We start from the raw sequence: 24,460 nt of genomic DNA, 5'->3' as shown, positions 1-24,460 counted from the left end.
ATTTTTTTGTAACTATAATTCAAAATTTGTCAGGGAATGGAAGCCTAATTTTATCAGTTGACTGCAAAATAGCTCAGGCGTAACGCATGAGCATGAGCGAGGGTTATTTGGAAATCTTATCACTATATATGCAAATACCAAAAACCCCATAAAGAGTTTTTGCTTTAAGAAACAGAGCGATCGCTTTTATTTCAAAAAATCTATAGGCTAAATTTTTTCTTGATATCATCTATAGCTAAATCGAGTTGTTTTGTATGAATCCAACCTACAAAGCCTCCAAATATCATCTTATTACCTCCAAATATTAACTTGTTGGCGTCTGCTAAAAATATGTGTTTTACATAAACCGGATTTGTGTAAATTTTCACTACCGTTTTATCTTTAAGTGTAAATAAGGGTGTAGCTCTTTTAAAATCTCTACTATGAGCCATAGTCATACCAGGCACATTAATCAATATTTCAACAACTTGTTGGGCTGTGGTCGAAATACTAGTAGCAATTTCAGCTTCGGTATTCCATTCCACTAAAGAATCAATTGCTTTTTGAGATAAGCGAAAACCTTCTTCAAAGGCTCCAAATGGATTTAACATTTAAGCTTCTGTTGTTCTAAGTTTCCAAAGTGACAGTCTTATGTTTCCCATATAGCGATTGCAACTAACAGTGCATTTATGCGCTTGTTTGCAAAATTACTGCGATCGCACTGTGGTTATTACAGTCTCATTGCTTCTGGGAAAGCCATGTTGTTGATGTGTTGGGGGTAGCGATCCCAGGCACTTAGCTTAATTGATAAATTGTTACACGGCGGTCTGCGTACACAACGCTTGCCGTACTGAGTCAAAAGCGAGATGGCTTGTTGCAGCAACTATCTTAAACCACTGACTGTAAAGTTTTGAAAAAGATTCTTTTTACTCTGCTTCTTAATCCAAGCTTTAGTCGAGCTTCAGTGTATTCCGAGAGATGACGTTTTTATACTTCTACGGATAGCATATTGCTTAATAGAGCGCTGACTGCCTTATCAAGTAAGCTTTGAGAGAAATAAATATTGCATGATGGAGCGTTTAAACGTCATAACAGTATTTTCTTTACAAAAGATAAAACAGTTTAGCGCAAGACAAGAATCATCCATCTAAAATGCTAAAAATAAGACGTATTGTTTCAACTTTGTCGGCTGCTGCCATTTTAATATCGGGATTGGTGTATGTAGCTCCTGACAATGCGTGGGCAAGAGGCGGCGGTGGTCGTGGTGGTGGGCGAGTATCAGTTCGCGGTTACTATCGCTCAAACGGGACTTATGTTAGACCTTATACTCGTTCTGCACCTACTGGAAGTTATGGTACTCCTTATTATGCCCCCAGTAACGGTTACGGTTCTTACGGTACTCCTTATACTCCCAGTAGCGGTTACAGTTCTTATCCCAACCCATCTACAGAACCGGGATACACGACTGAAGGGACTGGTACTGCATATGGCGAGGATATGTTTGTAACGTATATGAAGTTGGGTTATAAAGCAAGTAAAGACAAAACCTACGACCTCGCTTTGTATTGGTTTGAAAAAGCACTCGAGCAACGACCGAGTAACCCCTATGCTGTCAAAGCCGTTTAAAATGTTAAAGGTTATATGCAACGGGGTTGGTAACTCAGTGTGAGTGCTGAAAAAACAGAATGCAACCAAGCGTTAGTGCTCAAAGTCTATTTGCGATCGCACTATCTTGAGTCCAAACGCAGCCATTTCAATATGCATAACATTCTAGTTTGTTGTTTGTAAATCTTGCTGTTAAAAAGCCAGAAACGATAGTGCAATTCGTGCAATTTATTCCGCATTTTTACCCAACATCTCTTTTGTTTTTAAAGCTAGAACTATAACAGAATCGGGGATACATATGTTAAAAGCTTTCATGAGTTCAATTGCTCTTGTTGTGATTGCTTCTACTAGCGTATTGGCAGAAAATACTCTTGTTGAAGTAGGAGAGAACAATGGAGAAATAGTTTATTTAGATACTGAATCAATTAAGGGGGGAGCTTTTAAGCTATATCAAAGAAATAATAATAATATGCAAGAAACGACATTTCGCTTCTCTTGTGGTGACAGTAGTTTAGCCATAACCAAAGAAACTCTTTACGCAAGTAATGGAGCGCTATTGCAAGTCAATAAATATGGCTCTGAAAAGGCTCGGCTAGTGGATCTCACTCAACCATCACCCGGTCTGACCGTTATGGGTAAAATATGTCACAGTCAGGGTGCTCGCGGTTGGTAAATGAGAAGAAACGAGCTTAAACAAACAAGACACTGGTAATATGCAAAAACTTATTGCGACTGGATTAATTGCTTTAAACATATTCCTATCACCAACCATGACAGTGCGGGCACAAGAAGTCAGAAAACAAGATTGTACTGCTGCTATTGCCAATGCTCAAAAACGTATTGAGACAGGTCGCTCTGTAGAAGTTATAGTTCGCAGTTCGGAGATTTCCCAAGAGTACCCAGACCATCCCGCCGATCGCTTATATCAATACAAGTTATTACTTCAAGGTAATGCCTCTGAATCTATTATGAATTCCCCTCAGTTTATGAAGTTAATTGCAGAGCCAATTATCAATAACTGCAACACGGTGGGTTTGGTTACTTTTGCAGTATACCAGTCCGGTTGGAATCTTTCAATTGGTTTAATGCCTGAGGGAAAAATAGATTTTTTTGAATGCTTGGACCACGAAGGAGCTACTGAAAAACTCAAATGGGGGCAAGAATACTGTAGCTTGTAAGGTGCTCGTGAGAGCGATAGGTGAAGCGCTTAACGGATGGATGCCGTATCGCTATTAATTTTTTCATACATTTACTCAGTAGAATGAGCCAATTTCCGATTGTTTTAATCCCGCCTTCCATTGAGCGGGTCAGGTCAGCACTACCACCAAGAGAACCGTTTGCAGAAACTCCCCCGGAGAAACCGGGATTTGCACCGCAAAAGTTAAATACAAGTGTTCTAGCCATAGAAACAGTAGTGGCAGTACCTGTAGTTTCTATAATCTCTCAAGGTCAATCTGGATTATGGTGGTTTTTGTTTCTCGTAGCGATAGGTGCCATTGTTACCCATGCTTGGCACCAACTCAACACTTATCCGCAACGCAAGCTCGAACACAATCGTAAAGTTGCAGCTTACCCCGGAAACTTGGAAAGTTACAACCGCAGAAAGCAAGAGTACGAACAGATAGCTAAAGAAGCTTTAAGCCCAGAACGTGTAGCCGAGTTTCGCTACAAATTACTTTTACAAGTACTGAGTCAAACCGTTCCTCATGATGGTGCGGGTAGTTTGGCTACAGTGGGTAATGCGGAAGCTCAGTTCGGTCGTTATCTTAACTGCTATTTTCCCAACAAGATACACAAAAGGCTAACTCTTCAAATTCCTGACTTTGAGTATCCCTATACTCCAGATTTTGCGTATATTGACCGGGAATTAAACCTTTACATTGATATTGAATTAGATGAACCTTATGTTTATCAGACTGGTGAACCCACGCACTATTTAGGAGCTTGGAAAGATAACAATCGCGATCGTTTCTTTATAAATAGAGGCTGGGTTGTCATCCGTTTTAGTGAAGAGCAAGTTATTTGCTATCCTGACAGTTGCTGTAAAACGATTGCTCAAGTCATTGCTCAAATTACTGGAAATGAGTTTATCTTAAAAGAATTTAGTTCGGTTTTGGACTTGCAACCAGTCCGGCAATGGACGGAAGTTGAAGCAGCAGAGATGGCGGCTTCTAGAAAGCGGGATAATTATCAATATCCAAATCCTAGCTCCCATTCCAAGCCTGCTGTATTGGATTCCACTAGACCTGTATCTGAAGAAGTTGTAGTAAGGACTTCTCAAAAAGATGCTCCACAAAAAACTAGAAAAACTAGTAGGAGCCTTCGGAGAAATTTTCACAGATTTTTAACATCTCAGCCAGATATGACCGATCTCTCGGAGGCTAAAAAAATTTATTTGGATAACCTAGCGTCTCAATCTACAGGACGGGGAAAATGGGTAAGAAATAATAGGGCTAAAGCAGAAAGTTTTCTAAAAGATTGGAAAATTAATGATTAAATTAGTAAAGGAGATAAATATGAATGATGAATTTGAAACATTAGAAAGTGGTGAAATTGTATCCTTAAACCATCAAAAAATTGCCCGTCATTTAAACTTACCATCCAATGGCTTTCCCGATCTTCACATGAGAGTAGAGCAAATTCAAGAATTGATTGTAAAAAAAATAAATATCACAGACAATCGAGGTCAAAGTTTGTTTGACGAAGGGATAATATGTGAGGTGATGAAATTTGAAGCTAAAGGTTGGCAGCAAGGAAAGGTCAGAGCAAGGTTATTTTTAGAATTTTGTCCGAACGAACCAGAACCATCATTTGAAGCAGAAATCAAGCCTGTTGAGCCGGAATCACCATTGGATGATTTACGGCAGAGGATTCAACAAGAGTAATTGCCTCGATCGTTCTGACCGCGATCGCAAAGCATGACCTCTCAAGGAGAGGCTTTTTTAAAGAACGCTCAGGGTCTGAACGGGCGATCGCTCAAGCATTTGAAAGCAGCAGTATTGAGAATTGCTTGTAGCGGGTAGCTCAAAAACAAGTGCGATAAGCGCTCTTTCAGCTTGCGCCGAAGCGATCGCTCGATAGTACAATCCTATTCCTGAGATACTGCAAGTAGTAGGATAATAATTTTTATCTAATATTGGGCATTTTAACTGTAGAAGTTCATTTGCAAACACGAATAAAGTTGGACGCACTTTTATGATTAAATATTGCCACGAGCAAGCACGAGAAGAACTTTTACTGATGATGGGGGGCGGGGCTGCCACTGGTGTAGCAGGGAGTATACCCGTTGTTGGTGCGGGTGTTTTTAATGCAAGTCTCACTGTCGTACAGGCTGCCGTGGTAACCCGTATTGCTCAAATTTATGATGTGGATATTATTGCAGCTGGAGGAGCGGGAGCGCTTGCCGGAGCAATTATTGCAGCTGGTGGGGGACAATTGCTTGCAAGAGTTGGCGGTACAATTGCGGGCTTTATACCTGGTGTCGGAGGATTGGTTCAACCTGCAGTGGGTGCGGCAGCTGTCAAAGCGTTTGGTGAAGCGGCTATTGCCTACTTTGAAAGCATGCATCCTAACAAGATTTACGTGAAAAAATAGACTGTTATGACTCAATATTGCCGCGATCGAGCAAGAGAAGAACTTTCACTAATGATGGGAGGTGGGGCTGCCACTGGTGTAGCAGGTACCATTCCTGTTGTTGGTGCGGTTGTTTTTGGTACAAGTTTCACTGTTATTCAAGCTACAGTCATTTACCGTATTGCTCAAATCTATGATGTGGATATAACTGATATGGATATCATTGACCCAGGAAAATGGGGGCCGGGTTCTGGAGCAATTATGGCAGCTATAGTTGGTACAATTGCGGGCTTTATACCTGGTGTCGGAGTATTGGTTCAACCTGCAGTGGGTGCGGCAACTGTCAAAGCATTTGGTGAAGCGGCAATTGCTTACTTTGAGAATATATATCCTAACAAGATTTACGTGAAAAAATAAAATGGAGCAGCGGCTTGCCCTGTAAGGCCAGAGCGGCGCGATTAATTCTCGTCCTTGGTATGCCTGATGACCCCTTGAGCGTTTCGTTATCACGCGCCGATAAAATGCTTTTGGAGGGTAGGGCTGTGGGGGTATCATGAGCAAGCTTGCCCTAACGCATCGCACTCATGAATTGAAAAATCGGTCAGTTAACGAAAAGGTGTAAAGCTACCAGTGTATAGTTGTGCCGTGGTTGCTCTGGTTCTATTGGTTCTAAGGGAAAGCCGGGAAGAACACCTCGGTTGCAGCAGAAAATAAATTGTCAAAATTAATACTACTAACTAAAACAGTATTGCAGTCGTAACACCGCAGAGATAAAATTTGACAAATTACTAAAATTGCGTTTAATGTAACAAATACTTAAGTATAATTTCGATAAAATAAAAAAATCAGGGGAGAGAAAATTTCAGTATAAATCACCAGGTTTTATAAATAATTTGTTGCATCAGGCACTTTTTTAAAGTTTTAGTAAAATATTAAATCTTATTCCATTGACTCTCAAAATATGGATTATGTTGTAGCAAGTGTTATATAAATGCTACGTATGTCATAGAAATCTTTTTTTCCAACAATTAAATAAATGATTGAGAAAAAACCCTTGAAACAGCCAGATTACAGGCAGTTGATTTGCGAATTGCGGGGTCTGACTGGGTTAACGCAGGAAGAATTTGCAGCAGAAGTGGGGGTGACTTATACTACCGTTAACAGGTGGGAGAACGGTCACAGTAAGCCTTCAAAATTGGCAGTGGGTCGGATTACTCAAATGCTGCAACAAATGGATGAACCAGGGCAAGGTTTACTGAAAAAGTATTCGTTGGTCGGCAAGAGCTAATAACGGTAAATTGGCTTTTTTTTAGGCAATTCGATTATTACCATTACCAAGCTCACTTTAGCTCGACTTTTCGCTGCAATTGCTCCAAAAAGCCCGCCATATATGAAATCATTTTATGAATATTGCTGTTAGAGCTATCCCAGAACAGGGACAAATTGTTAGCGTGCGATCGCGGCGGTTTGTGGTGACAAATGTCCAAAAAAGTTCTTTGTCTTTAAACCCCATACTTGATGGAGTCAAAGAACCCCATCATTTGGTCAGTCTTGCTTCGTTAGAAGATGATGCGTTGGGGGAAACACTGCAAGTCATTTGGGATTTGGAACCGGGAGCGACGGTCTATGAGAAAGTCGAGCTGCCAAGCCCCGATGGTTTTGATGAACCTGAAGTTTTAGACGCTTTTTTAGATGCCGTCAGGTGGGGGGCCGCATCCAGTGCAGACGTGCATAACATCCAATCCCCTTTCCGCAGTGGGATTGATATTGAAGATTACCAACTCGATCCGGTGGTACGGGCTATCCAAATGCCGCGTGTCAATCTACTCGTTGCGGACGATGTTGGTTTGGGTAAAACAATTGAGGCAGGGCTGGTGGCTCAAGAGTTGATTTTGCGCCAAAGAGTTCGTAAAGTTTTGATTGTTTGTCCTTCTTCCCTGCAAATCCAGTGGCGCGAACAAATGCGCGATAAGTTTGGGTTGGATTTTCGCATTGTTGATAGCGAGTTGATGCGGGAGTTGAGACGGCGGCGGGGAATTCACGTTAACCCCTGGTCTCATTTCCCCCGGTTGATTACCTCTATTGACTTCCTCAAACGCGATCGCCCGTTGAGATTGTTTCGCGAAGTTTTACCAGCACAAGGAGAATCCATATACCCCCGGCGCTTTGATTTGTTGATTGTGGACGAAGCTCATAACGTTGCTCCTTCTGGTGGTGGAAATTATGCAGTTGACTCCATGCGGACGGCTGCCATCCGTTTAATTGAACCTCACTTTGAGCACAAGTTGTTTTTATCTGCAACTCCCCACAACGGTTATTTGGAAAGCTTTACAGCGTTGTTAGAATTGCTTGACAACCAAAGATTTGCCAGGGGAGTCATGCCAGATCCCAACCAGTTACGGACTGTTATGGTCAGGCGACTCAAGTCAGAACTGCCACCGCGTTGGGATGGTAAACAGCGTTTTCCAGGGAGGTTTTTGGAAGCCATTTCTGTTGATTATACGGATACGGAACGGCAAGCTCACAAAATCCTACAGCAATATACTCAATTGCGGCGTAAGGGAGCGGTGGATAATACGGAGAAGTATGCCACGGAATTTGTCCTCAAGCTCCTTAAAAAACGCCTGTTTTCTTCCCCTGCGGCTTTTGCAATGACTTTGGAGCAACACGAAAAATCTCTCAATAGCGCCCGTCGCGGTGGTTCTTCCTCTTTATCCAAACCAACAGTTGGCATTCTGCGGCGGCAATTGGAACAAATAGAAGAAGATTTTGCCAGTGACGAGGTTTACGAAGAGTCAGAAGCCGATGCTTTAGATTCTACAACCCGTCTATTCAGGCAACTCTCCCAAGAAGAACAAGCATTGCTCCAACAATTGCGGACGTGGGCAGAAGCTGCATCAAGGCGATTTGATTCTAAAGCCCAACAGCTATTCAATTGGATTGAAGAATATATCAGACCGGGTGGCAATTGGTCTAACGAACGAGTTATTATTTTTACCGAATACAGAACAACTCAGAAGTGGTTGTACGAGCAGCTAGCAGCACAAGGGCTAACTCAAGACGAAAGGGTAATGCTGTTGTATGGTGGAATGAACGCCCAAGAGCGAGAACGGGTTAAAGCTGCATTTCAGGCAAACCCAGAGACCGCGCCAGTCAGGATTCTTCTAGCAACAGATGCGGCCAGTGAAGGTTTGGACTTGCAAAACTTCTGTTCCAAGCTAATTCACTGGGAGATTCCCTGGAACCCCAACCGAATGGAGCAGCGCAACGGTCGAATTGACCGCCACGGGCAAAAAGCCGACCGGGTACTAATTTACCACTTTGTTGGTCAGAGCTATCAACACAATGCAGCATCTATTGCCCGTCCTGGGGAATTGGAAGGGGATTTAGAATTTCTCATGCGGGCTGCTCTAAAGGTCAATAACATTCGGGAAGACTTGGGGAAAGTAGGTCCCGTTATTGCCCAGCAGGTAGAAGAAGCGATGTTGGGGGCGCGTGTCACTCTAGATACGACTGCAGCCGAACGTGACTCGCAACCTGTCAGGCGGATGCTCAAATTTGAGCGCCAAGTCCGAGAACGGATCGAGCAGTTACGCGAACAACTTTCAGAAACCAGACGTAACTTGCGCTTGACTCCAGAGAATATTGAATCTGTAGTTAGAGTGGGGTTGGAGCTAGCAGAACAACCACCGTTGATTCCTGCATCTAGCCTAAAAGGACGGGTTTTTCACTTGCCGCCGCTTAAAGCGAGTTGGGCTGCGTGCAGTGAAGGTTTGGCTCACCCCCATACCAAAGAGATCCGCCCTATTGTCTTTGACCCCGATTTAGCTCATGGTAAAGATGATGTGGTATTAGTCCATCTCAATCACCGACTCGTACAAATGTGTTTGCGTCTTTTACGGGCAGAAGTCTGGTCTCAATCCACTCAAAAGCGCTTGCATCGGGTTACAGCACGGATGGTGAAAAGTTCTGCTCTGGATAATCCTTGTGTCATTGCTTGCGGACGATTGGTGATACTTGGTAGCGACCAGCAAAGGCTCCATGAAGAAGTCATCACTGCCGGAGGCATTCTAAAAGAAGGACGCTTTAGCCGGATGAAAGTTGGGGAAGTTCAACTGGCTTTAGAAGCAGTGACGGAAAACCCCGTTCCCGAAGCCATGAAAGCCCATTTAGCACAGATGTGGTTTAAAAACAACCATACCGAATCACTGATGAAGTCTTTGGAAGTGCGGATGGGCGATCGCACGACGGGTTTGCAAAAATCGTTGCTAGACCGTTGTGAAAAAGAAGTCAAAGATATTACGGCAATCCTAACCGAACTACAGCAAAACATTGCAAAAGAACTGCAAGAACCCAAGGTGAAGCAGTTAGAGCTGTTCACTACCAACGAACGGGAGCAGCTAGAGCGAAATATTAACAGTTTGAAGAAACGGTTGGAACAAATTCCTCTAGAAATCAAACAAGAAACAGATCTAATTCGCAAGCGTTTTAGCAACTCAACCCCTCGCCTATTTCCACTGGCTGTCACTTATTTGGTGCCGGAGAAAATAGCCAGACAATACCTATGAAATACCGATCGTAATCCTTTCAAATTCATCATTCATAATCCTATGTCTACCCCCCGCCACCACACTGAATGGTTATCGTTACTTGAAATCTCAGGACCTTTTTTGAGTCTGCCAGTTTTGTTACAAGCTTTTCCCCAAGGATTGGATGCCCACGACCCGGAACATCTCAGGTTTTTGCGGTTGGCGTATGAGGAATGGTTGGACAATCAACAGGGGTTAAAACCAGAGCCAGCCATACATAGGGCTTGGGTGGCGTTTGTCTTAAGTAAAACCTTGGACTTGCCTCAAGAGGTGGTGTTGTCGGGACAGGGGATTCCTCAAGGGCTGCAAGCAAAAGTTGAGGAACATCAAGAGGTGTTGCGTCCGGATTGGGTGGTGGTGAATCCCAAAGGGACACCGGATGCTGGTAAACCCCGCATGTTGGTTCAACTGTATCCTGCGGGTCAGGATTTAGAGAAGCCCCTGTCGGGAAGCCGATGGAAAGCAAGCCCTGCTATGAGGATGATGACACTCCTTCACGCTTGTAACGTGCGGTTGGGGCTGGTGACCAATGGGGAGCAGTGGATGCTGGTGAATGCTCCCAAGGGAGAAACTACGGGATACATTTCCTGGTACGCCAACCTGTGGTTGGAAGAACACTTAACTTTGAGGTCATTTCGCAGTTTGTTGGGTGTCAGGCGGTTTTTTGGGGTAGGAGATCCGGAAACTTTAGAATCTCTTTTAACCCAGAGCGCCAGCAGCCAGCAGGAGGTGACAGAACAACTTGGTTACCAAGTCCGCAAAGCTGTGGAAGTCTTGATACAAGCTCTGGATAAAATTGACCAGGATCGCGATCGCAAATTACTTAAGGGTATTTCCGAGAGCAATTTGTATGAAGCTGCTCTCACCTTAATGATGCGGTTGGTATTCCTTTTCTCAGCCGAGGAGCGGAATTTACTGTTGCTTGATGACCCAACTTACAGCCAGTTCTATGCCGTGTCCACTTTGGGAACACAACTGCGGGAAGTGGCAGATAAGCAAGGGGAAGAAATTTTACAGTACCGTTGTGATGCCTGGTGTCGGCTTTTAGCAACATTCCGTGCCGTGCATGGAGGGATTCAGCATGATGTCATTACCTTAAAAGCCTACGGCGGACGCTTGTTTGACCCCGATAGATTTCCTTTCTTGGAAGGACGTGCTGTCAGTACCAGTTGGCGCAACACCCCAGCCAATCCCATCCCCGTTAACAACCGTACCGTACTGCACTTACTAGAAGCATTGCAGATATTACAAGTGAAAGTTCCCGGTGGTGGCACCGAATCTCGGAAAGTTTCTTTTAGAGCGCTGGATATCGAGCAAATCGGCCACGTCTATGAGGGGCTGCTCGACCGCACAGCCGTCAAAGCCACGTCTCCCATTTTGGGTCTCAAGGGTTCTAAGGATAAAGAACCGGAAATTCCCTTGCAGGTGTTAGAGGAGCATTTTACTAAGGGCGAGAAAGAGTTTATTAAGTTTCTTAAAGCTGAAACCGGGCGATCGGAAGCAGCTTTGAAGAAGGATTTGGCAAAGGAATTGGCATTTCAAGAAGAGCAGCGCTTTCTGGTTGCTTGTAACAACGATGCCAAGTTGTGGAACCGAGTGTACAAGTTTGCTGGGTTAATTCGTCCCGATACAATGGACTACCCGCTCGTGATTCCCCAAGGTAGTATTTACGTTACCGAAGGCACCGACCGTCGCAGCAGCGGCACCCATTACACTCCCCGTACTTTAACAGAACCCATTGTTCAGTACACTTTAGAACCACTGGTATATGAAGGTGTGGCAGAAGGCAAGCCAAAAGACCAGTGGAAACTCAAATCCGCTAAAGAACTGTTAGAACTCAAAATCTGTGATATGGCAATGGGGTCGGGAGCCTTCCTCGTCCAAGCCTGTCGCTACTTATCAGAAAGATTGGTGGAAGCTTGGGAAGTCGCCGAAAAAGCCAACCCTGGCAAAGTGGTGATTGCACCGGAAGGAACACTATCACAACCGAGTATTGAAGAATATCTCATTCCCAGAGATACGAATGAGCGATTGACACTCGCACGGCGCTTTATTAGCGATCGCTGTTTGTATGGTGTAGACAAAAACCCAATGGCTGTGGAGATGGCAAAGCTTTCGTTGTGGTTGGTTACGCTACAAAAAGACCGTGCTTTTACATTCCTAGACCATGCTTTGCGTTGTGGCGACTCTTTGTTGGGGGTAACGGATATTAGACAAATTGAATACTTTGACCTGAATCCCGAAGCAGGCAAAAGCTATCAAATGCCCTTGGTATCAACAAAATGTACGCCATTGTTAAAGGAAGCGATCGCCAAGCGTAAGGAATTAGAAAGCTTTACAGTTAACGACATTCATGACTTGCAGCGTAAAGAAGAACTGTTGCAAGAAGCAGAGTTAGCCTTAGACCAGGTGCGGTTTATTGGGGACTTGTTGGTTGGGAAAGGATTGGTACAGTCAGTCACCAAGGAAGATGATGCAGATGAATTAGCCCTACAAGTAACTCATGCACTGGAAATCAATGGTGAAGAACGCAGGTGGGAAATTGATGCGTTGCGGGCTAAGGCTCAAAGGATGTTGGATTTAGGTAAGCCAACAGAACACCCCTCCAGGAAGACATTTCACTGGGCATTGGAATTTCCGGAAGTGTTTGTAGAAGAACCACCTAAGGGATTTTTTGCACTGGTAGGAAATCCACCTTTTCAAGGGGGTCAAAAGATTACTGGTACATTGGGTACAGATTACCGAGACTTTCTTGTAGAAGAGATTGCCCGTGGTAAGCGGGGTAGTGCTGACCTTTGTGCTTATTTTTTCTTAAGAGCACAACAAATACTGAATACTCAAGGTGGTTTTGGTTTACTAGCTACTAATACCATAGCTCAAGGAGATACTAGAGAAGTTGCTTTAGACCAATTGGTGGCTAACGGTTGCGTCATTCCCCGTGCCGTACCAAGTCGTAAATGGCCGGGTGAAGCAAGCTTGGAAGTCGCTCATGTCTGGATGCGAAAGAGTTATTGGCAGGCGGAGTTTGTTTTAGATGAAAAGCTGGTTTCTGGGATTACACCTTTATTGGCAATACCAGGGAAAGCAGAAGGTAAACCTTACCAGTTAGCAGCAAATCAAGATAAATCTTTTCAAGGGTCAAATATTTTGGGTTTGGGTTTCACAATGAGCCCTGAAGAAGCACAAGCGTTAATTGATAAAGATTCACGCAACAAAGATGTTTTGTTTCCTTACTTAAATGGTGAGGATTTAAATTCTCGTCCTGACCAATCACCAAGTCGTTGGGTGATTAATTTTAAGGATTGGGTTTTGAATGCTGCACATGACGATCCAAAAAAACCAAAAGGACCACCTTATGCTGCTGACTATCCTGATTGTTTAGAGATTGTAAGAGAAAAGGTTAAACCAGAGAGGGAGAAAAATAAAGATAAGCAACGCCGTGAAATTTGGTGGCGGTTTACTAGACCAACTGTTGAACTTTATGCCGTGATCGCAAATATGAAACGAGTATTTGTAATTCCTCGTGTTAGTAAATTTTTAACAGTATCGGCTTCCACCACAAATATAGTTGCCAGTGAAGCTACTGTAGTTATTGTGTCAGAATGTTTTAGTGATTTTGCAATTATACAATCTACTGTACATCAGTTTTGGACTATGCAATATCAAAGTAGCCTTGAAACACGAGGAAGATACACCCCCTCAGACTGCTTTGAAACTTTTCCCTTCCCCACCTCCACCTCATCTCTCAAAACCATTGGCGATCGCTACTATACCCACCGCCAAAATATCATGCTCGCTCGCCAGGAAGGGCTAACCAAAACCTACAACCGTTTCCACAACCCAGAAGAAACCTCAGTTGACATTCAACAACTCCGCAAACTCCACGTGGAGATGGATAATATGGTTGCTGCTGCTTATGGTTGGCAAGATTTAGACTTGGGTCACGGCTTCCACGACACCAAACAAGGACTGCGCTACACCATCAGCGAACCCTCACGCCGGGAGGTGTTAGATAGATTGTTGCAGCTCAATCACGATCGCTACGCTGAAGAAGTCGCTCAAGGACTGCACGATAAGGGTAAGAAAAAGAGCAAGGCTGGTGGTAGTAAGAAACCAAAAGTTCAAGCTATTTCCGGACAGATGAATTTGTTGTAGGTTATACAGGCACAAAACACATACAATTTCTGATTTTAAAATTGAGTATTAAAATGGACATAATAATTGTACCCCTTGGGGCGGTCGTTGTAATAACAGTATGGTTGGGCTTCCTAAAAATTTTTAAGAAGAAAGAAAAACCAAAATCTAATGATATACCTCAATCAGTCAGTTCAGATGAAGATACACGAGTAAAATCAAACATAAGTTCTTCCTCAATTGAAACCGAGATCGAGCAGAAATTACAAAATCTTGAAAACGAAAAGATTTGGCTCAAACACAGAATTGAAGAACTTACAGACCGAGCTATAGCTCTTGAGAAAACATTACACTCTACTACAAAAAGTAACAATTCTTTAGAACTACAAATTAAAGAATTAAACAATCAAATTAAAAATTTGAAGGCTGCTTCCAGTCTTTTACGTTCTGAAAATGCTACTTTTCAGAAAAAAATTAAAGAATTAGAAGTCCATAAAAAAGCATTGGTTCAAGAATTAGGTGGTGCTATTGGTCGGGAAGATTTAGAGTATGCAACTTGGGACTTAGTTCTTCAAACAACTCAGTTATTAATTAAAGAGCGAGACCAAGCAGTAAAAGAGAACGAATCATTCAGGCAGAGTAACGAGCAATTAAAATTTGAAGTCGTTTCTAAAAATGATGAAATCAATCATTTAAAAACCATTATTTTTGATAGAGAAACCGAGATTAAGAAGTTAAAATTTAATACAAATACTTTTAACGACGAACAGCATTTCAATAATTTGAATAATCAATTATTTCAAAAAGAAACTGAATTGAGAGCTTTGAATGAAAAATTAAATACTTCCCATCAAGTTATTGCAAGTTTAAAAGAACAGGTTCAAAGCCAAAGTTTACATTCAAAGAAAATAGAACAAGAAAAATTAGACCTAGAGAAAAATATTAAAAATTTGCCCCAACAAATAAAACAACAAGAATTAGAAATAAATAAAACTGTTCAAAATTTACAAAATCAAATTAAAATACAAGAGGAATTCTATAAATCTAGAATGCAGAATCTACTTGAGGAGAATGAACATTTAAAGAAAGAAATTGTAATTTTACAATCAGACTATACTTTTACAGGTATCAATTTATCATTTGACCATTTAGACGATTCGTTAGACCTTTTTACTGAGGTAGCAAACTTATTCTACTTCGTCCAAGAGTATTTTAATTTTTCTGGATTGGAATGTATAGATTCTTTTAGTCAATCGCAACAAGTTTATTTTTGGCTAATTCGGCAACTATACGTTGTGAATGCTTTATTAGCCTATAGAGTTTTAGATTTAGAGGATCGGGTTGCGAATGCCCCTCATGTAGGGAAAGCATTGTGCTGGTATAGTAGGGCAATTAAAGAGGAGTTAAATATGATTTTAAATTATTGATACTACAGTATTTAAGGATTTAAATTTATACAAAATTAAACGTAAATTTAACTCAAAACAACAATGTTTTTTGAAATTATCCACAAACCCACGTTCACCAATCAACTCTTGGCTATCCCCAAAGAGCGAGTGGTGCAGATATTGGAGAAAATAGAGGTCTTGCGTTCCGACCCCAAACCTCATAGTAATTTGAAGAAAAAGCTGCATGGATATAAGGGCGATGTCTACAGGCTGCGTTCGGGAGACTACCGCATTATTTATACCTACGCCGATAATTGGGTTGCTCTTTTAGGTGTAGATAACCGCAAGGATATTTATAGGGGTGATAAGTTAGTCGCTGATACTTCTTTGCCTAATGTTGGTGGTTTGTCCAATCTAGACAACGTACTCACCCTTCAGCCAAACTACACTCCTCCAACTCAACCTCCAGATTCCCCACCAGAAACCTTACTACCAGTCCGGCTAACAGAAAGTCTCCTCACTCAACTTTTAGTACCAACAGAATGCTTTCCTCCTCTACTAGCTTGCCGCACCTTAGAGGATTTACTGGCAGCCAACATTCCACCCTCGGTACGCGATCGCGTCTTTGATTGCATTAGTTCTCCCAACTTTGACCAAGTCCTTGCCCAACCGAGTTATGTTACGGGTAGCATGGATGACTTGCTCAGTTTTAGAGAAGGCGAATTGTTGGGCTTTTTGCTCAAACTCAATTCAGAGCAAGAAAAATACGTTAAATGGGCGCTCAATGCATCGGGTCCCGTGTTAATTAAGGGCAGCCCAGGCACGGGGAAAAGCACTGTGGCGCTTTACCGAGTGCGTGCTGTATTAAATGCTTTGAAAGAAAAAGGTGTCAAGCAACCTAAAATTTTATTTACCACCTACACTAACGCTCTAGTTGCTTTCTCCCAGCAGTTACTAGAACGCTTATTAGGTAAGGATATGCGTTATGTGGAAGTCAAGACAGCAGATGCGATCGCCTACTCTATTATCTGTCAAACCACAGGACAACCACATATTGCCAAACAAGCTGACTTGTGGAAATCGATCCAACAAGCCCATCCTACTGCCATTGCGTCTCTTCCTGGGAATTCCTTACAACGCCTTGCCCAAACTCAGATTTTAAAACGTCTGAGCGTGGATTACCTACTTGATGAAATTTGTAGTGTCATTGAAGCTAGGGGCATAACGACACTGAAAGAGTATCAAACAGCACCTAGAAATGGGAGAGCGATTTCTTTGAATACCGTTCAACGTCAGGCAATTTGGCATTTGCGCCAACATTTCTACCAAACACTTGCAACTCAAAGGTTAGAAACTTGGCAGCAAATCCGCAGCCGCGCTTTGTCCACTCTACGCACGATGAAAAATCCCCTTCAGTACGATGCGGTGTTTGTGGATGAGGCTCAAGACCTCGAACCCAATTCCCTGCGCTTGCTCGCTCAACTCTGTCCTCAACTCGGTCGCTTGTTTGTCACCGCAGATGCCAATCAATCTATTTACGGTAGCAGCTTCCGGTGGACGGAGGTGCATCAAGACTTGAGGTTTGTCGGGCGCACGGGTATATTACGAATCAACCACAGGACAACACAAGAAATTGACCGCGCCGCCCATTCTTACTTATCCGATAGTGCTTTAGATGACATTTTAGAAACTCGGGAATACGTATACAACGGTCCCCCACCTGCTATTCGGACTGTCAGCGATCGAGAAAGCGAAATCCAGTTACTCATTCGCTTTTGTAAAGCCGCTGCAAAGGAATTTCGTTTGGGAACCGAAGCCTGTGCCATTCTCGTCCCAAGTGAAACATCTGGCAGGAGAATAGCCAGCCAACTCACTAATCTAGGTAGTTTAGAAGCTCACTTTATGAAAAGCAGAGAACTAGACTTAAAGCGATCGGGAGTCAAGGTCATAACCTTAAAAGCGGCTAAGGGCTTGGAATTCCCCATTGTGGCGATCGCGGGTTTTTTAGATGTTGCCTATCCATCCGTTCCTAAAGGAGCGCAGTCGGCAGAGGTGACAGAAATTTTAAATCGCGAACGACGGACTTTATTTGTGGGTATGACACGGGCTATGAGAGCAATGTTGGTCATAGTTCCAAACGGGACAGCTTCTCCCTTGTTACAAAATTTTGACCCCAATCTTTGGAATCTCAGTATACCAGCAGCATGAATATCATTACACTTCCCCCCTTCCTCCCAGGTGAACTCAATCTCTCTGTTATCAATCAACAGCTTAAAGAACGTACTGCTCAGTTAGATTGGAGCGCTGTTGTTTCCGCACCAGAATCGCAATTAGCCATTCTTCTTGAGGGGTTAGATGCTTCTGACGATGCCGATTGGTTGGGAATCAATGATGCTATTTCAGACAATATTGCCACTGAACTTCTCCGCTATTTTGAAAAAAAGGCACAAGCAACACCGAAAAAACATCGTGCCTCTAAAAAGAAAGTGATACCACCAACCGAAAGGCAAGGAGAGCTATTAGAAACTCAGTACGTTCCATCCCAGGAAAAGGGCAATTTGTTAGAACCGCAATTTGTACCCACTACTCGTACAGTTGTTAGTGAGAAACCAACAGAAGAAACAACCCAAAAGCCACAATTAGAACGACCCAGCGATTACCAACTCCGTGTCGAACTCGAACAAGCCATCCTCAACGATTTACTCGGTCCTGCGGGTGGGGAGGAGGAAGAATTGGATGAGGATAATGTTAGAGACCGTTACTTAATTGGTTTGCTGGCACCGCAACAGCGCTACATTACACCAGAACAGCAAGATGAATTAGCGGTAGCGGGTAAGGGTACGGTGGAAGAGGGCAGTACTGAAGTCAGTACGGTATCTACAGAAACCATGTTCCCTTCTTCTTTTGGCATGACCTTTTGTGTCAGTGCCAGTGCTGCGAATTTGCAGGTGACAGCAGGTTGGGGACATTACGATCGCAAGGAGAGCGAAACTTTAAGGAAAAAGGACGATACCCCAAAAAGAGTGTGGAAGCGCCGTCAAATCAGAGAAATTTCTCCCCCCATTCCCTTGGTGGAAGGAAAGATTGACAATTGGAGAGTACACGATGACTTCCCTTCAGTATTCGTCCAAGGAAGAATCCGCAAGCAAAACAATGGAGATTGGATTGTTAGCTTGTTTTTAGTCAACGGTCAAATGGAACCAGCTAAATCCAAAGATGTGGCTTGGTTATTTCAAGCCGAACTAAGTGTAAAATCAGCCGATAGCAAACATCCTGATATCTTCCTCAAGCGCCACCAACCGCGTCAGGCTCTGAAGTTAGACCCCATCGTTTATGCTGAAGAGCAGATGATGGCAATGCTGTACCGTCGCAAAATCGAGTTTGCCATCGGGCACGGGGTAAGCGTTCGCGTTCAGACAGCCCCCGGTGTCACCGAACGAGCAATCAAACTTTCCACCTCTGTCGTGCCAGTCTATGAAGTCCCCAAAACCACTCCTCCTAAAGCCAGTGAAATTCCGGAGTTAGCGGGGTTGGTTTTGGATATGAAAGAACTGTCTCAAACTCCAACAGCTGAATTGGCTGCTAAACTGGGTTCTTTGGTGACAGCATATGCAAAGTGGATTGGGGATGAAGAGCAGCGCATATCCGACCCAAATGAGGGATTGGCTGATTATCAAGACGCAGCTAAGGAAGCGATCGCCAACTGCAAACTGGCTTTAGAGCGCATCGAGCAAGGTTTGACACTGCTGCAAACAGATGAAAAAGCAGCAGAAGCCTTTCGGTTTATGAACCAAGCCATGCACTTGCAAAGGATTCACTCGCTGTACTCCGAACAAGTGCGTCGGGGTGAGGAGGCGGATTTGGATAAAATTCCCAACCCCACTTGGTATCCCTTCCAGCTTGCTTTTATTTTACTTAACCTACCCAGCATCACCGACTTGCACCACCCAGATAGGAGCCATGAAACTCAGGCGATCGCAGACCTGCTTTGGTTCCCGACAGGTGGTGGTAAAACAGAAGCATACCTTGGTTTGACAGCATACACCATAGGGTTGAGGAGATTGCAGGGGGTAGTTGCCGGACGTTCGGGGGAGTACGGTGTTACCGTGTTAATGCGATACACCTTGCGATTGCTCACGTTACAGCAATTCCAACGCGCCACTGCTTTAATTTGTGCTTGCGAATCCATCCGCAGACAAGATGAGAGAAAATGGGGACAAGAACCTTTCCGTATTGGTTTGTGGGTGGGGCAAAGAACGACACCCAACCATACCGACCAAAGCGAGGAATTTTGCAAGCAAGCAAGGGGACAGTACCAGAATAGCGCCACGGGTTCGCCGCACCAACTTACCAATTGTCCCTGGTGCGGTACCAAGATAAACTCCGGTCAAAACATTACCGTGGAAACAGTTAAAAACGGACGGGGGCGCACTATCATCTACTGCGGCGATTCTTTGGGTCGGTGTTTGTTTGGCGAACGACAATCGAAAGGAGAAGGTTTGCCAATTTTGGTGGTGGATGAAGAAATTTACCGCCGTCTCCCCACTCTCTTGATTGCCACTGTCGATAAATTTGCCCAAATGCCTTGGAAAGGGGAAGTGCAGATGTTATTCGGACAGGTGGACGGATACTGCGATCGCCACGGTTTCCGCTCGTCCGATCTAGAAGACAGCGATTCCCATCCGAAAAAAGGGCAATTCCCAGCAGCCAAAACCAAACCTTCTCAATTGCTACGCCCGCCCGATCTGATTATTCAAGATGAGTTGCACCTGATTAGCGGTCCTTTGGGTACGTTAGTCGGGTTGTATGAAACAGCAGTAGACGAACTGGCTGGTTGGGAGGTGAATGGGAAAAAGGTACGCCCCAAGGTCATCGCTTCCACCGCTACCATTCGCCAAGCTCAATCTCAGGTCAATAACTTGTTCTTAAGAAAAGTACGGGTTTTTCCACCCCAAGGGTTGGATGTCAAAGATAACTTCTTCTCCCGCCAAAGAAAACCGGGTCCCGGCAATCCAGGACGGCGATACTTGGGTATTTGTGCGACGGGAAGACGCCTGAAAGTTGCCCTCATCCGCGTTTATGTTGCTATTCTCTCTGCTTCTCAATCTTTGTATGAAAAGTATGGGAGTTACGCCGACCCTTGGATGACCTTGGTGGGTTATTTTAACTCCATTCGGGAACTTGGTGGCACGAGGCGATTGGTGGAAGATGATATTCGTTCCCGTTTAAGTAAGATGGATAACCGGGGTTTGGCGAAAAGGCTGAGGGTAATTCTAGAAGAACTGACATCTCGCAGGGATTCTACAGATATTCCCAAAATCCTCGACCAACTGGAAACCCCGTTCGATCCGGAGCGCGAAGCAAAAATCAAAGCCAGTCGCAAAGCAGGGCAAAAAGTAGACCAACTCGAACCCATCGATGTGCTGCTTGCAACAAACATGATTTCCGTAGGTGTGGATGTCAGGCGTTTGGGGATTATGGCAGTTGCCGGACAACCCAAGAACACCGCCGAGTACATCCAAGCTACCAGCCGTGTCGGGCGGACTTACCCCGGTTTGGTCGTCACCGTTTACAACTGGGCGCGTCCTCGCGACCTATCCCACTACGAACGGTTCGAGCACTACCATGCCACCTTTTACCAGCACGTGGAAGCTTTATCGCTGACTCCCTTTGCCCCCCGTGCCATTGATCGAGGACTGGCAGCGTTATTTGTAGCCCTAGTGCGGTTGGCGGGGCGGGAGTTTAACGGCAACGACAAAGCAGGGCGTATCGAACGCAACCACCCTTACATCCAAGCAGCAATTGATGCCATTGCCAAACGTGCCCAATTAATAGCAGGGAACGACACTCGCGATTTGGTCAAACAAACTTTAGAAGCTAAACTTGACACCTGGCTGAATACCGCCCAAAACCGAGAAGGCGGCAGCATCTTGAAATACGATGCAACGCGTGACGGTGTGAGCGTACCTCTTTTGCAATCACCGGGGCGGGGACTGTGGCAAGATTTCACCTGTCTCAACTCCCTACGCAATGTAGAACCGACTGTAGGCTTGATTTTACAAGACACCATTGCCGACGAGAGCGATCGCAGACCCCAAACGATGAAGGAGCTACCAAAATGACGAACCAAACAAACCATAGATATAAAGTCGGCGAATTGCGTCCCAGTCAAATATTATTCTCCTTTGGTGTGGGTGCGGTGGTGGATTTGCCCAATCTTTCGGTTATGGTTATGGGGTTGGAGGATTGGAGCACTCACGGTGCTTTGGAACTGAACGAACAACGCTTGCTGGCTGCCGTCCGTTGGGAACTCGGTCACCAAGTCAAGCAGTTGCTATCACCGCCAACACCAGAGGATACAACTTCGTTCAACCCCTTCAGTGAAAATGCTAAGGTAGGAATTCCTGTCGCTCCTTTCCCCAGTTGGATGGTATGCCCCAGGTGTCGTTTGTTAGCTCCTTTAAGTTCGGGGCTGTTTAAACTCAAAGAAAGTCCCTACCGACCCGACCAAACCAGTTACGTTCATACCAATTGTCCTAAAGGTTTTAAGGAACCATCCGCAATTCCCTCACGATTTCTGGTTTCTTGTGAAAAAGGGCATTTAGATGATTTTCCTTGGTTGCATTTCGTCCACAGAAAAAATCCAGATTGTCCGGGACGGTTGAGATTTGAAGAGTACGGAGTTTCTGGTTCTCCTACGGATATATTTGTTAAGTGCGATCTGTGTGAGGAGCAACGAGCACTCTCGGATGCTTTTGGGGAAGAGGGCAAAAAGAATATGCCCAAATGCCGCGCCCGTCACCCCCATCTGCGACATTTCGATGATAGCTGTGACGAGCAGATGAAAACCATATTGCTGGGTGCTTCCAATAGCTGGTTCCCCATGACACTTTCAGCACTGTCAATTCCTACGGCATCCAATCAGTTGGAGCAGGTTGTGGAACAGAATTGGACGATGCTGGGAAAAGCGACAACTGTTGATATTTTATCGGGTATACTTCAAGCCTTTCAAGCTACGGGTTTGCTGCAAGAACTTTCCAAATATCCAACCGATAAAATTTGGGCAGTGGTTGAGAAAAAGCAAGCTCAGCCTCAAGGAAACGGTGACGATGAGAGTGCCAAGGATCTAAAGTCCCCGGAATGGGAGGCATTTTCTACAGCTGACCCGACTGCCAATACTCCAGATTTCCAACTGCGGAAGGTCAACCCACCATCGGGTTATGAAAAGCGCTTTTCTCAGGTGGTTCTTGTGGAAAGATTGCGAGAAGTCCGGGCTCTTGTAGGATTTACTCGCATTCAATCGCCAGGGGATTTTTTAGACTCCGGTGAAGTTTTGACAGATTACCGCGTGGATTTAAGTCGCAATAAACCCAAGTGGGTACCAGCAAGCGAGGTCAAAGGAGAAGGTATTTTTCTTCAGTTTAAAGAAGAGACATTGCAAAGCTGGGAACAAAGCAAGCGATCGCAAGATTATGCCCGTCAAGCAATAGAAGCCCACAACGCTTGGTGTGCTATCCGTTCCCTCGACCCCAAAATTGTCCGGTTCCCCGGTATTCGTTACATTTTGATACATTCTTTTGCTCATGCTTTGATGCGGCAGGTGGCAATTGAATGCGGTTACAATGCAGCTAGCTTGAGAGAGCGGATTTACTCCAAACTCCCAGGAGAGGACACCGGACCCATGGCAGGTGTATTGATTTACACTTCTGCCCCTGACAGTGAAGGAACATTGGGAGGATTGGTCAGTTTGGGAGAGCCAAAAACGTTGGGTTACCATATCGACCAGGCTTTAGAACAAATGAAATTGTGTGCCTCCGACCCGTTGTGTGCGGAACACACTCCATCCACCGGACCTATTTCTTTACACTGGGCTGCCTGTCATGCTTGTTTGTTTAGCCCGGAAACTTCTTGCGAGCGGGGAAACAAATATCTCGACCGGACATTGCTCGTGCCTACGGTGCTTTCTGGAGATTTAGCTTTTTTTGGTGAGGCTGTATGAACTTTCTATCGCCTCCTCTACTTGCCCAAATTCGTACCTGTGCCAAGCAGCTGCCACGCCCAGTCTTAGAAACTCTGATTGAACTTTTGGCAACTGGTGACAGTAAAACACTAAAAGCATCTGTCCTCACCCAGTTGCCCAATCCTAACTTTCGCAGGGTTGTGGCAGACTTATTGGATGCCTGGAGCCGGGAAGGCAGTCATGTAGATGGGAGTGCGATGCCTGCGGCGGGCGGATACGCCATCGCGGCTGCTTTAATGAGTGCTGCCTACTGCGAACAAGCCGCACGAGAGGAGCTATCGGTGGAGTTGGTGTGGACGGGACCGAGTTTGGAAGGAACCAGGCTCCGCAGAACCCAACAGGTGTTGCTACAACTCATTCAAGATGCAAAGCAAGAGTTAATCCTAGTTAGCTTTGCAGTGTACAAAATTCCAGAGATAGCCAAAGCACTGGTAAATGCGATCGAGCGAGGAATTAGCTTGAAGATTATTGCTGAAACACCGGAATCCGGTGAAGGCAAAATTCCTTTTGGTGTCGGTACAACCTTGGGAATGGAAATTGCTCGAAAAGCACAACTTTACATCTGGCCGCGCCACAAGCGATTGACGGATAGTGAAGGACGCTACGGCTCATTGCACATCAAGTGCGTGGTGTGCGATCGCCAGCATTTGTTTGTTTCCAGTGCCAATTTAACTGAGTATGCTTTGACGCTGAATATGGAAATGGGGGTTTTGATTCATAGTGAGGATTTGGCTTGTCAGGTGGTGGAGCATATGAACGATCTGATTCAGCAGGAGACGCTTATGCTGTATTTTGAGTAACGCAATTTTTATTTAAAAATAATAACTCTAAACTCTTATTACGAGGCTCCACCTATATAATCCGCTCTCTTATCAGGAGTATTTGTACACCTATGTCTAAAGTATCATTTAATATTTTTGAAAGAATAGATAAAAATTAGTATGATTCCCTATTTACTTATTTTCATTCTTTGTAGTTTTTTTATAAAAGTTTGAGGTTTTTACTGATATAATAGTTTCACTTTAAGTATAAGATTAACTTAAAGAAGTACCAGTTTTCAGCGTTATAAAAAAATTTCCTCAAACATTACTTGTAGTTGCTAAGTTGCATTGATAACTCATTACCTATTTTGCTGTATTAAGCAATTTTTTGCCTTACCTGGGAACACTATA

General features: G+C 44.2%; 17 protein-coding genes. 15 read left to right on the top strand and 2 right to left on the bottom strand.

Features of this window, described 5'->3' with window-relative positions:
• Positions 1–200 precede the first annotated feature (200 nt).
• Positions 201–590 (bottom strand): hypothetical protein, encoded by a 390-nt coding sequence (locus AB0756_RS39205; protein WP_038093869.1) that lies wholly within the window; start codon positions 588–590, stop codon positions 201–203.
• Between the two features lie 541 nt (positions 591–1,131).
• On the opposite strand from AB0756_RS39205, the gene AB0756_RS39200 reads away from it, so the two are divergent.
• The 5 genes from AB0756_RS39200 (at position 1,132) to AB0756_RS39180 (ending at position 4,469) form a co-directional block, all read left to right on the top strand.
• The gene (locus AB0756_RS39200) at positions 1,132–1,605 is read left to right on the top strand and encodes a hypothetical protein (protein WP_050046045.1); all 474 of its coding nucleotides are present in this window, start codon (positions 1,132–1,134) and stop codon (positions 1,603–1,605) included.
• Positions 1,606–1,882: 277 nt separating this feature from the next.
• Complete coding sequence (locus AB0756_RS39195) at positions 1,883–2,257, top strand: hypothetical protein (protein ID WP_038093866.1); 375 nt, start codon at positions 1,883–1,885, stop codon at positions 2,255–2,257.
• A 40-nt stretch (positions 2,258–2,297) separates the two neighbouring features.
• On the top strand, positions 2,298–2,762 hold the full coding sequence (locus AB0756_RS39190; protein ID WP_038093863.1) for a hypothetical protein: 465 nt from the start codon (positions 2,298–2,300) through the stop codon (positions 2,760–2,762).
• A gap of 83 nt (positions 2,763–2,845) precedes the next feature.
• Positions 2,846–4,081 (top strand): hypothetical protein, encoded by a 1,236-nt coding sequence (locus AB0756_RS39185; RefSeq protein WP_050046044.1) that lies wholly within the window; start codon positions 2,846–2,848, stop codon positions 4,079–4,081.
• A 19-nt stretch (positions 4,082–4,100) separates the two neighbouring features.
• The gene (locus AB0756_RS39180) at positions 4,101–4,469 is read left to right on the top strand and encodes a KGK domain-containing protein (RefSeq protein WP_050046043.1); all 369 of its coding nucleotides are present in this window, start codon (positions 4,101–4,103) and stop codon (positions 4,467–4,469) included.
• Between the two features lie 57 nt (positions 4,470–4,526).
• Here the strand turns inward: AB0756_RS39180 and AB0756_RS39175 are convergent, their stop codons facing one another.
• Positions 4,527–4,775, bottom strand: coding sequence for a hypothetical protein (locus AB0756_RS39175; RefSeq protein WP_137986379.1), 249 nt, complete (start codon positions 4,773–4,775; stop codon positions 4,527–4,529).
• Positions 4,776–4,779: 4 nt separating this feature from the next.
• Between AB0756_RS39175 and AB0756_RS39170 the strand changes: the two genes are divergently transcribed.
• The 10 genes from AB0756_RS39170 (at position 4,780) to drmC (ending at position 24,088) form a co-directional block, all read left to right on the top strand.
• Positions 4,780–5,178, top strand: coding sequence for a hypothetical protein (locus AB0756_RS39170; RefSeq protein WP_038093860.1), 399 nt, complete (start codon positions 4,780–4,782; stop codon positions 5,176–5,178).
• Between the two features lie 6 nt (positions 5,179–5,184).
• The gene (locus AB0756_RS39165; RefSeq protein ID WP_038093856.1) at positions 5,185–5,574 is read left to right on the top strand and encodes a hypothetical protein; all 390 of its coding nucleotides are present in this window, start codon (positions 5,185–5,187) and stop codon (positions 5,572–5,574) included.
• A 619-nt stretch (positions 5,575–6,193) separates the two neighbouring features.
• Entirely contained in the window at positions 6,194–6,445 is a 252-nt protein-coding gene (locus AB0756_RS39160) for a helix-turn-helix domain-containing protein (protein ID WP_038093853.1), read from the top strand.
• Between the two features lie 115 nt (positions 6,446–6,560).
• Complete coding sequence (drmD, locus tag AB0756_RS39155) at positions 6,561–9,725, top strand: DISARM system SNF2-like helicase DrmD (protein ID WP_038093850.1); 3,165 nt, start codon at positions 6,561–6,563, stop codon at positions 9,723–9,725.
• A 42-nt stretch (positions 9,726–9,767) separates the two neighbouring features.
• A complete protein-coding gene (locus AB0756_RS39150) occupies positions 9,768–13,901 on the top strand; it encodes an Eco57I restriction-modification methylase domain-containing protein (RefSeq protein ID WP_038093848.1) in 4,134 nt (1,377 codons plus the stop codon).
• Between the two features lie 53 nt (positions 13,902–13,954).
• Positions 13,955–15,307, top strand: a complete 1,353-nt coding sequence (locus tag AB0756_RS39145) for a coiled-coil domain-containing protein (protein WP_038093845.1) — start codon at positions 13,955–13,957, stop codon at positions 15,305–15,307.
• Positions 15,308–15,370: 63 nt separating this feature from the next.
• Positions 15,371–17,476: a UvrD-helicase domain-containing protein gene (locus tag AB0756_RS39140; RefSeq protein ID WP_038093843.1), complete on the top strand. Its 2,106-nt coding sequence runs from the start codon at positions 15,371–15,373 to the stop codon at positions 17,474–17,476.
• Positions 17,473–21,390, top strand: a complete 3,918-nt coding sequence (gene drmA, locus AB0756_RS39135; protein WP_038093840.1) for a DISARM system helicase DrmA — start codon at positions 17,473–17,475, stop codon at positions 21,388–21,390. The genes AB0756_RS39140 and drmA overlap by 4 nt, the downstream gene beginning before the upstream one ends.
• Positions 21,387–23,267, top strand: a complete 1,881-nt coding sequence (gene drmB / locus AB0756_RS39130) for a DrmB family protein (RefSeq protein ID WP_038093837.1) — start codon at positions 21,387–21,389, stop codon at positions 23,265–23,267. The genes drmA and drmB overlap by 4 nt, the downstream gene beginning before the upstream one ends.
• On the top strand, positions 23,264–24,088 hold the full coding sequence (drmC, locus tag AB0756_RS39125) for a DISARM system phospholipase D-like protein DrmC (protein ID WP_050046042.1): 825 nt from the start codon (positions 23,264–23,266) through the stop codon (positions 24,086–24,088). The genes drmB and drmC overlap by 4 nt, the downstream gene beginning before the upstream one ends.
• Positions 24,089–24,460 lie beyond the last annotated feature (372 nt).

The organism is Tolypothrix campylonemoides VB511288_2, assembly GCF_045999855.1.
GTDB lineage: Bacteria > Cyanobacteriota > Cyanobacteriia > Cyanobacteriales > Nostocaceae > Scytonema > Scytonema bouteillei_A.
Note: the sequence above shows the minus strand (reverse complement) of the source record. Positions and strands in the feature narration are given on the sequence as shown.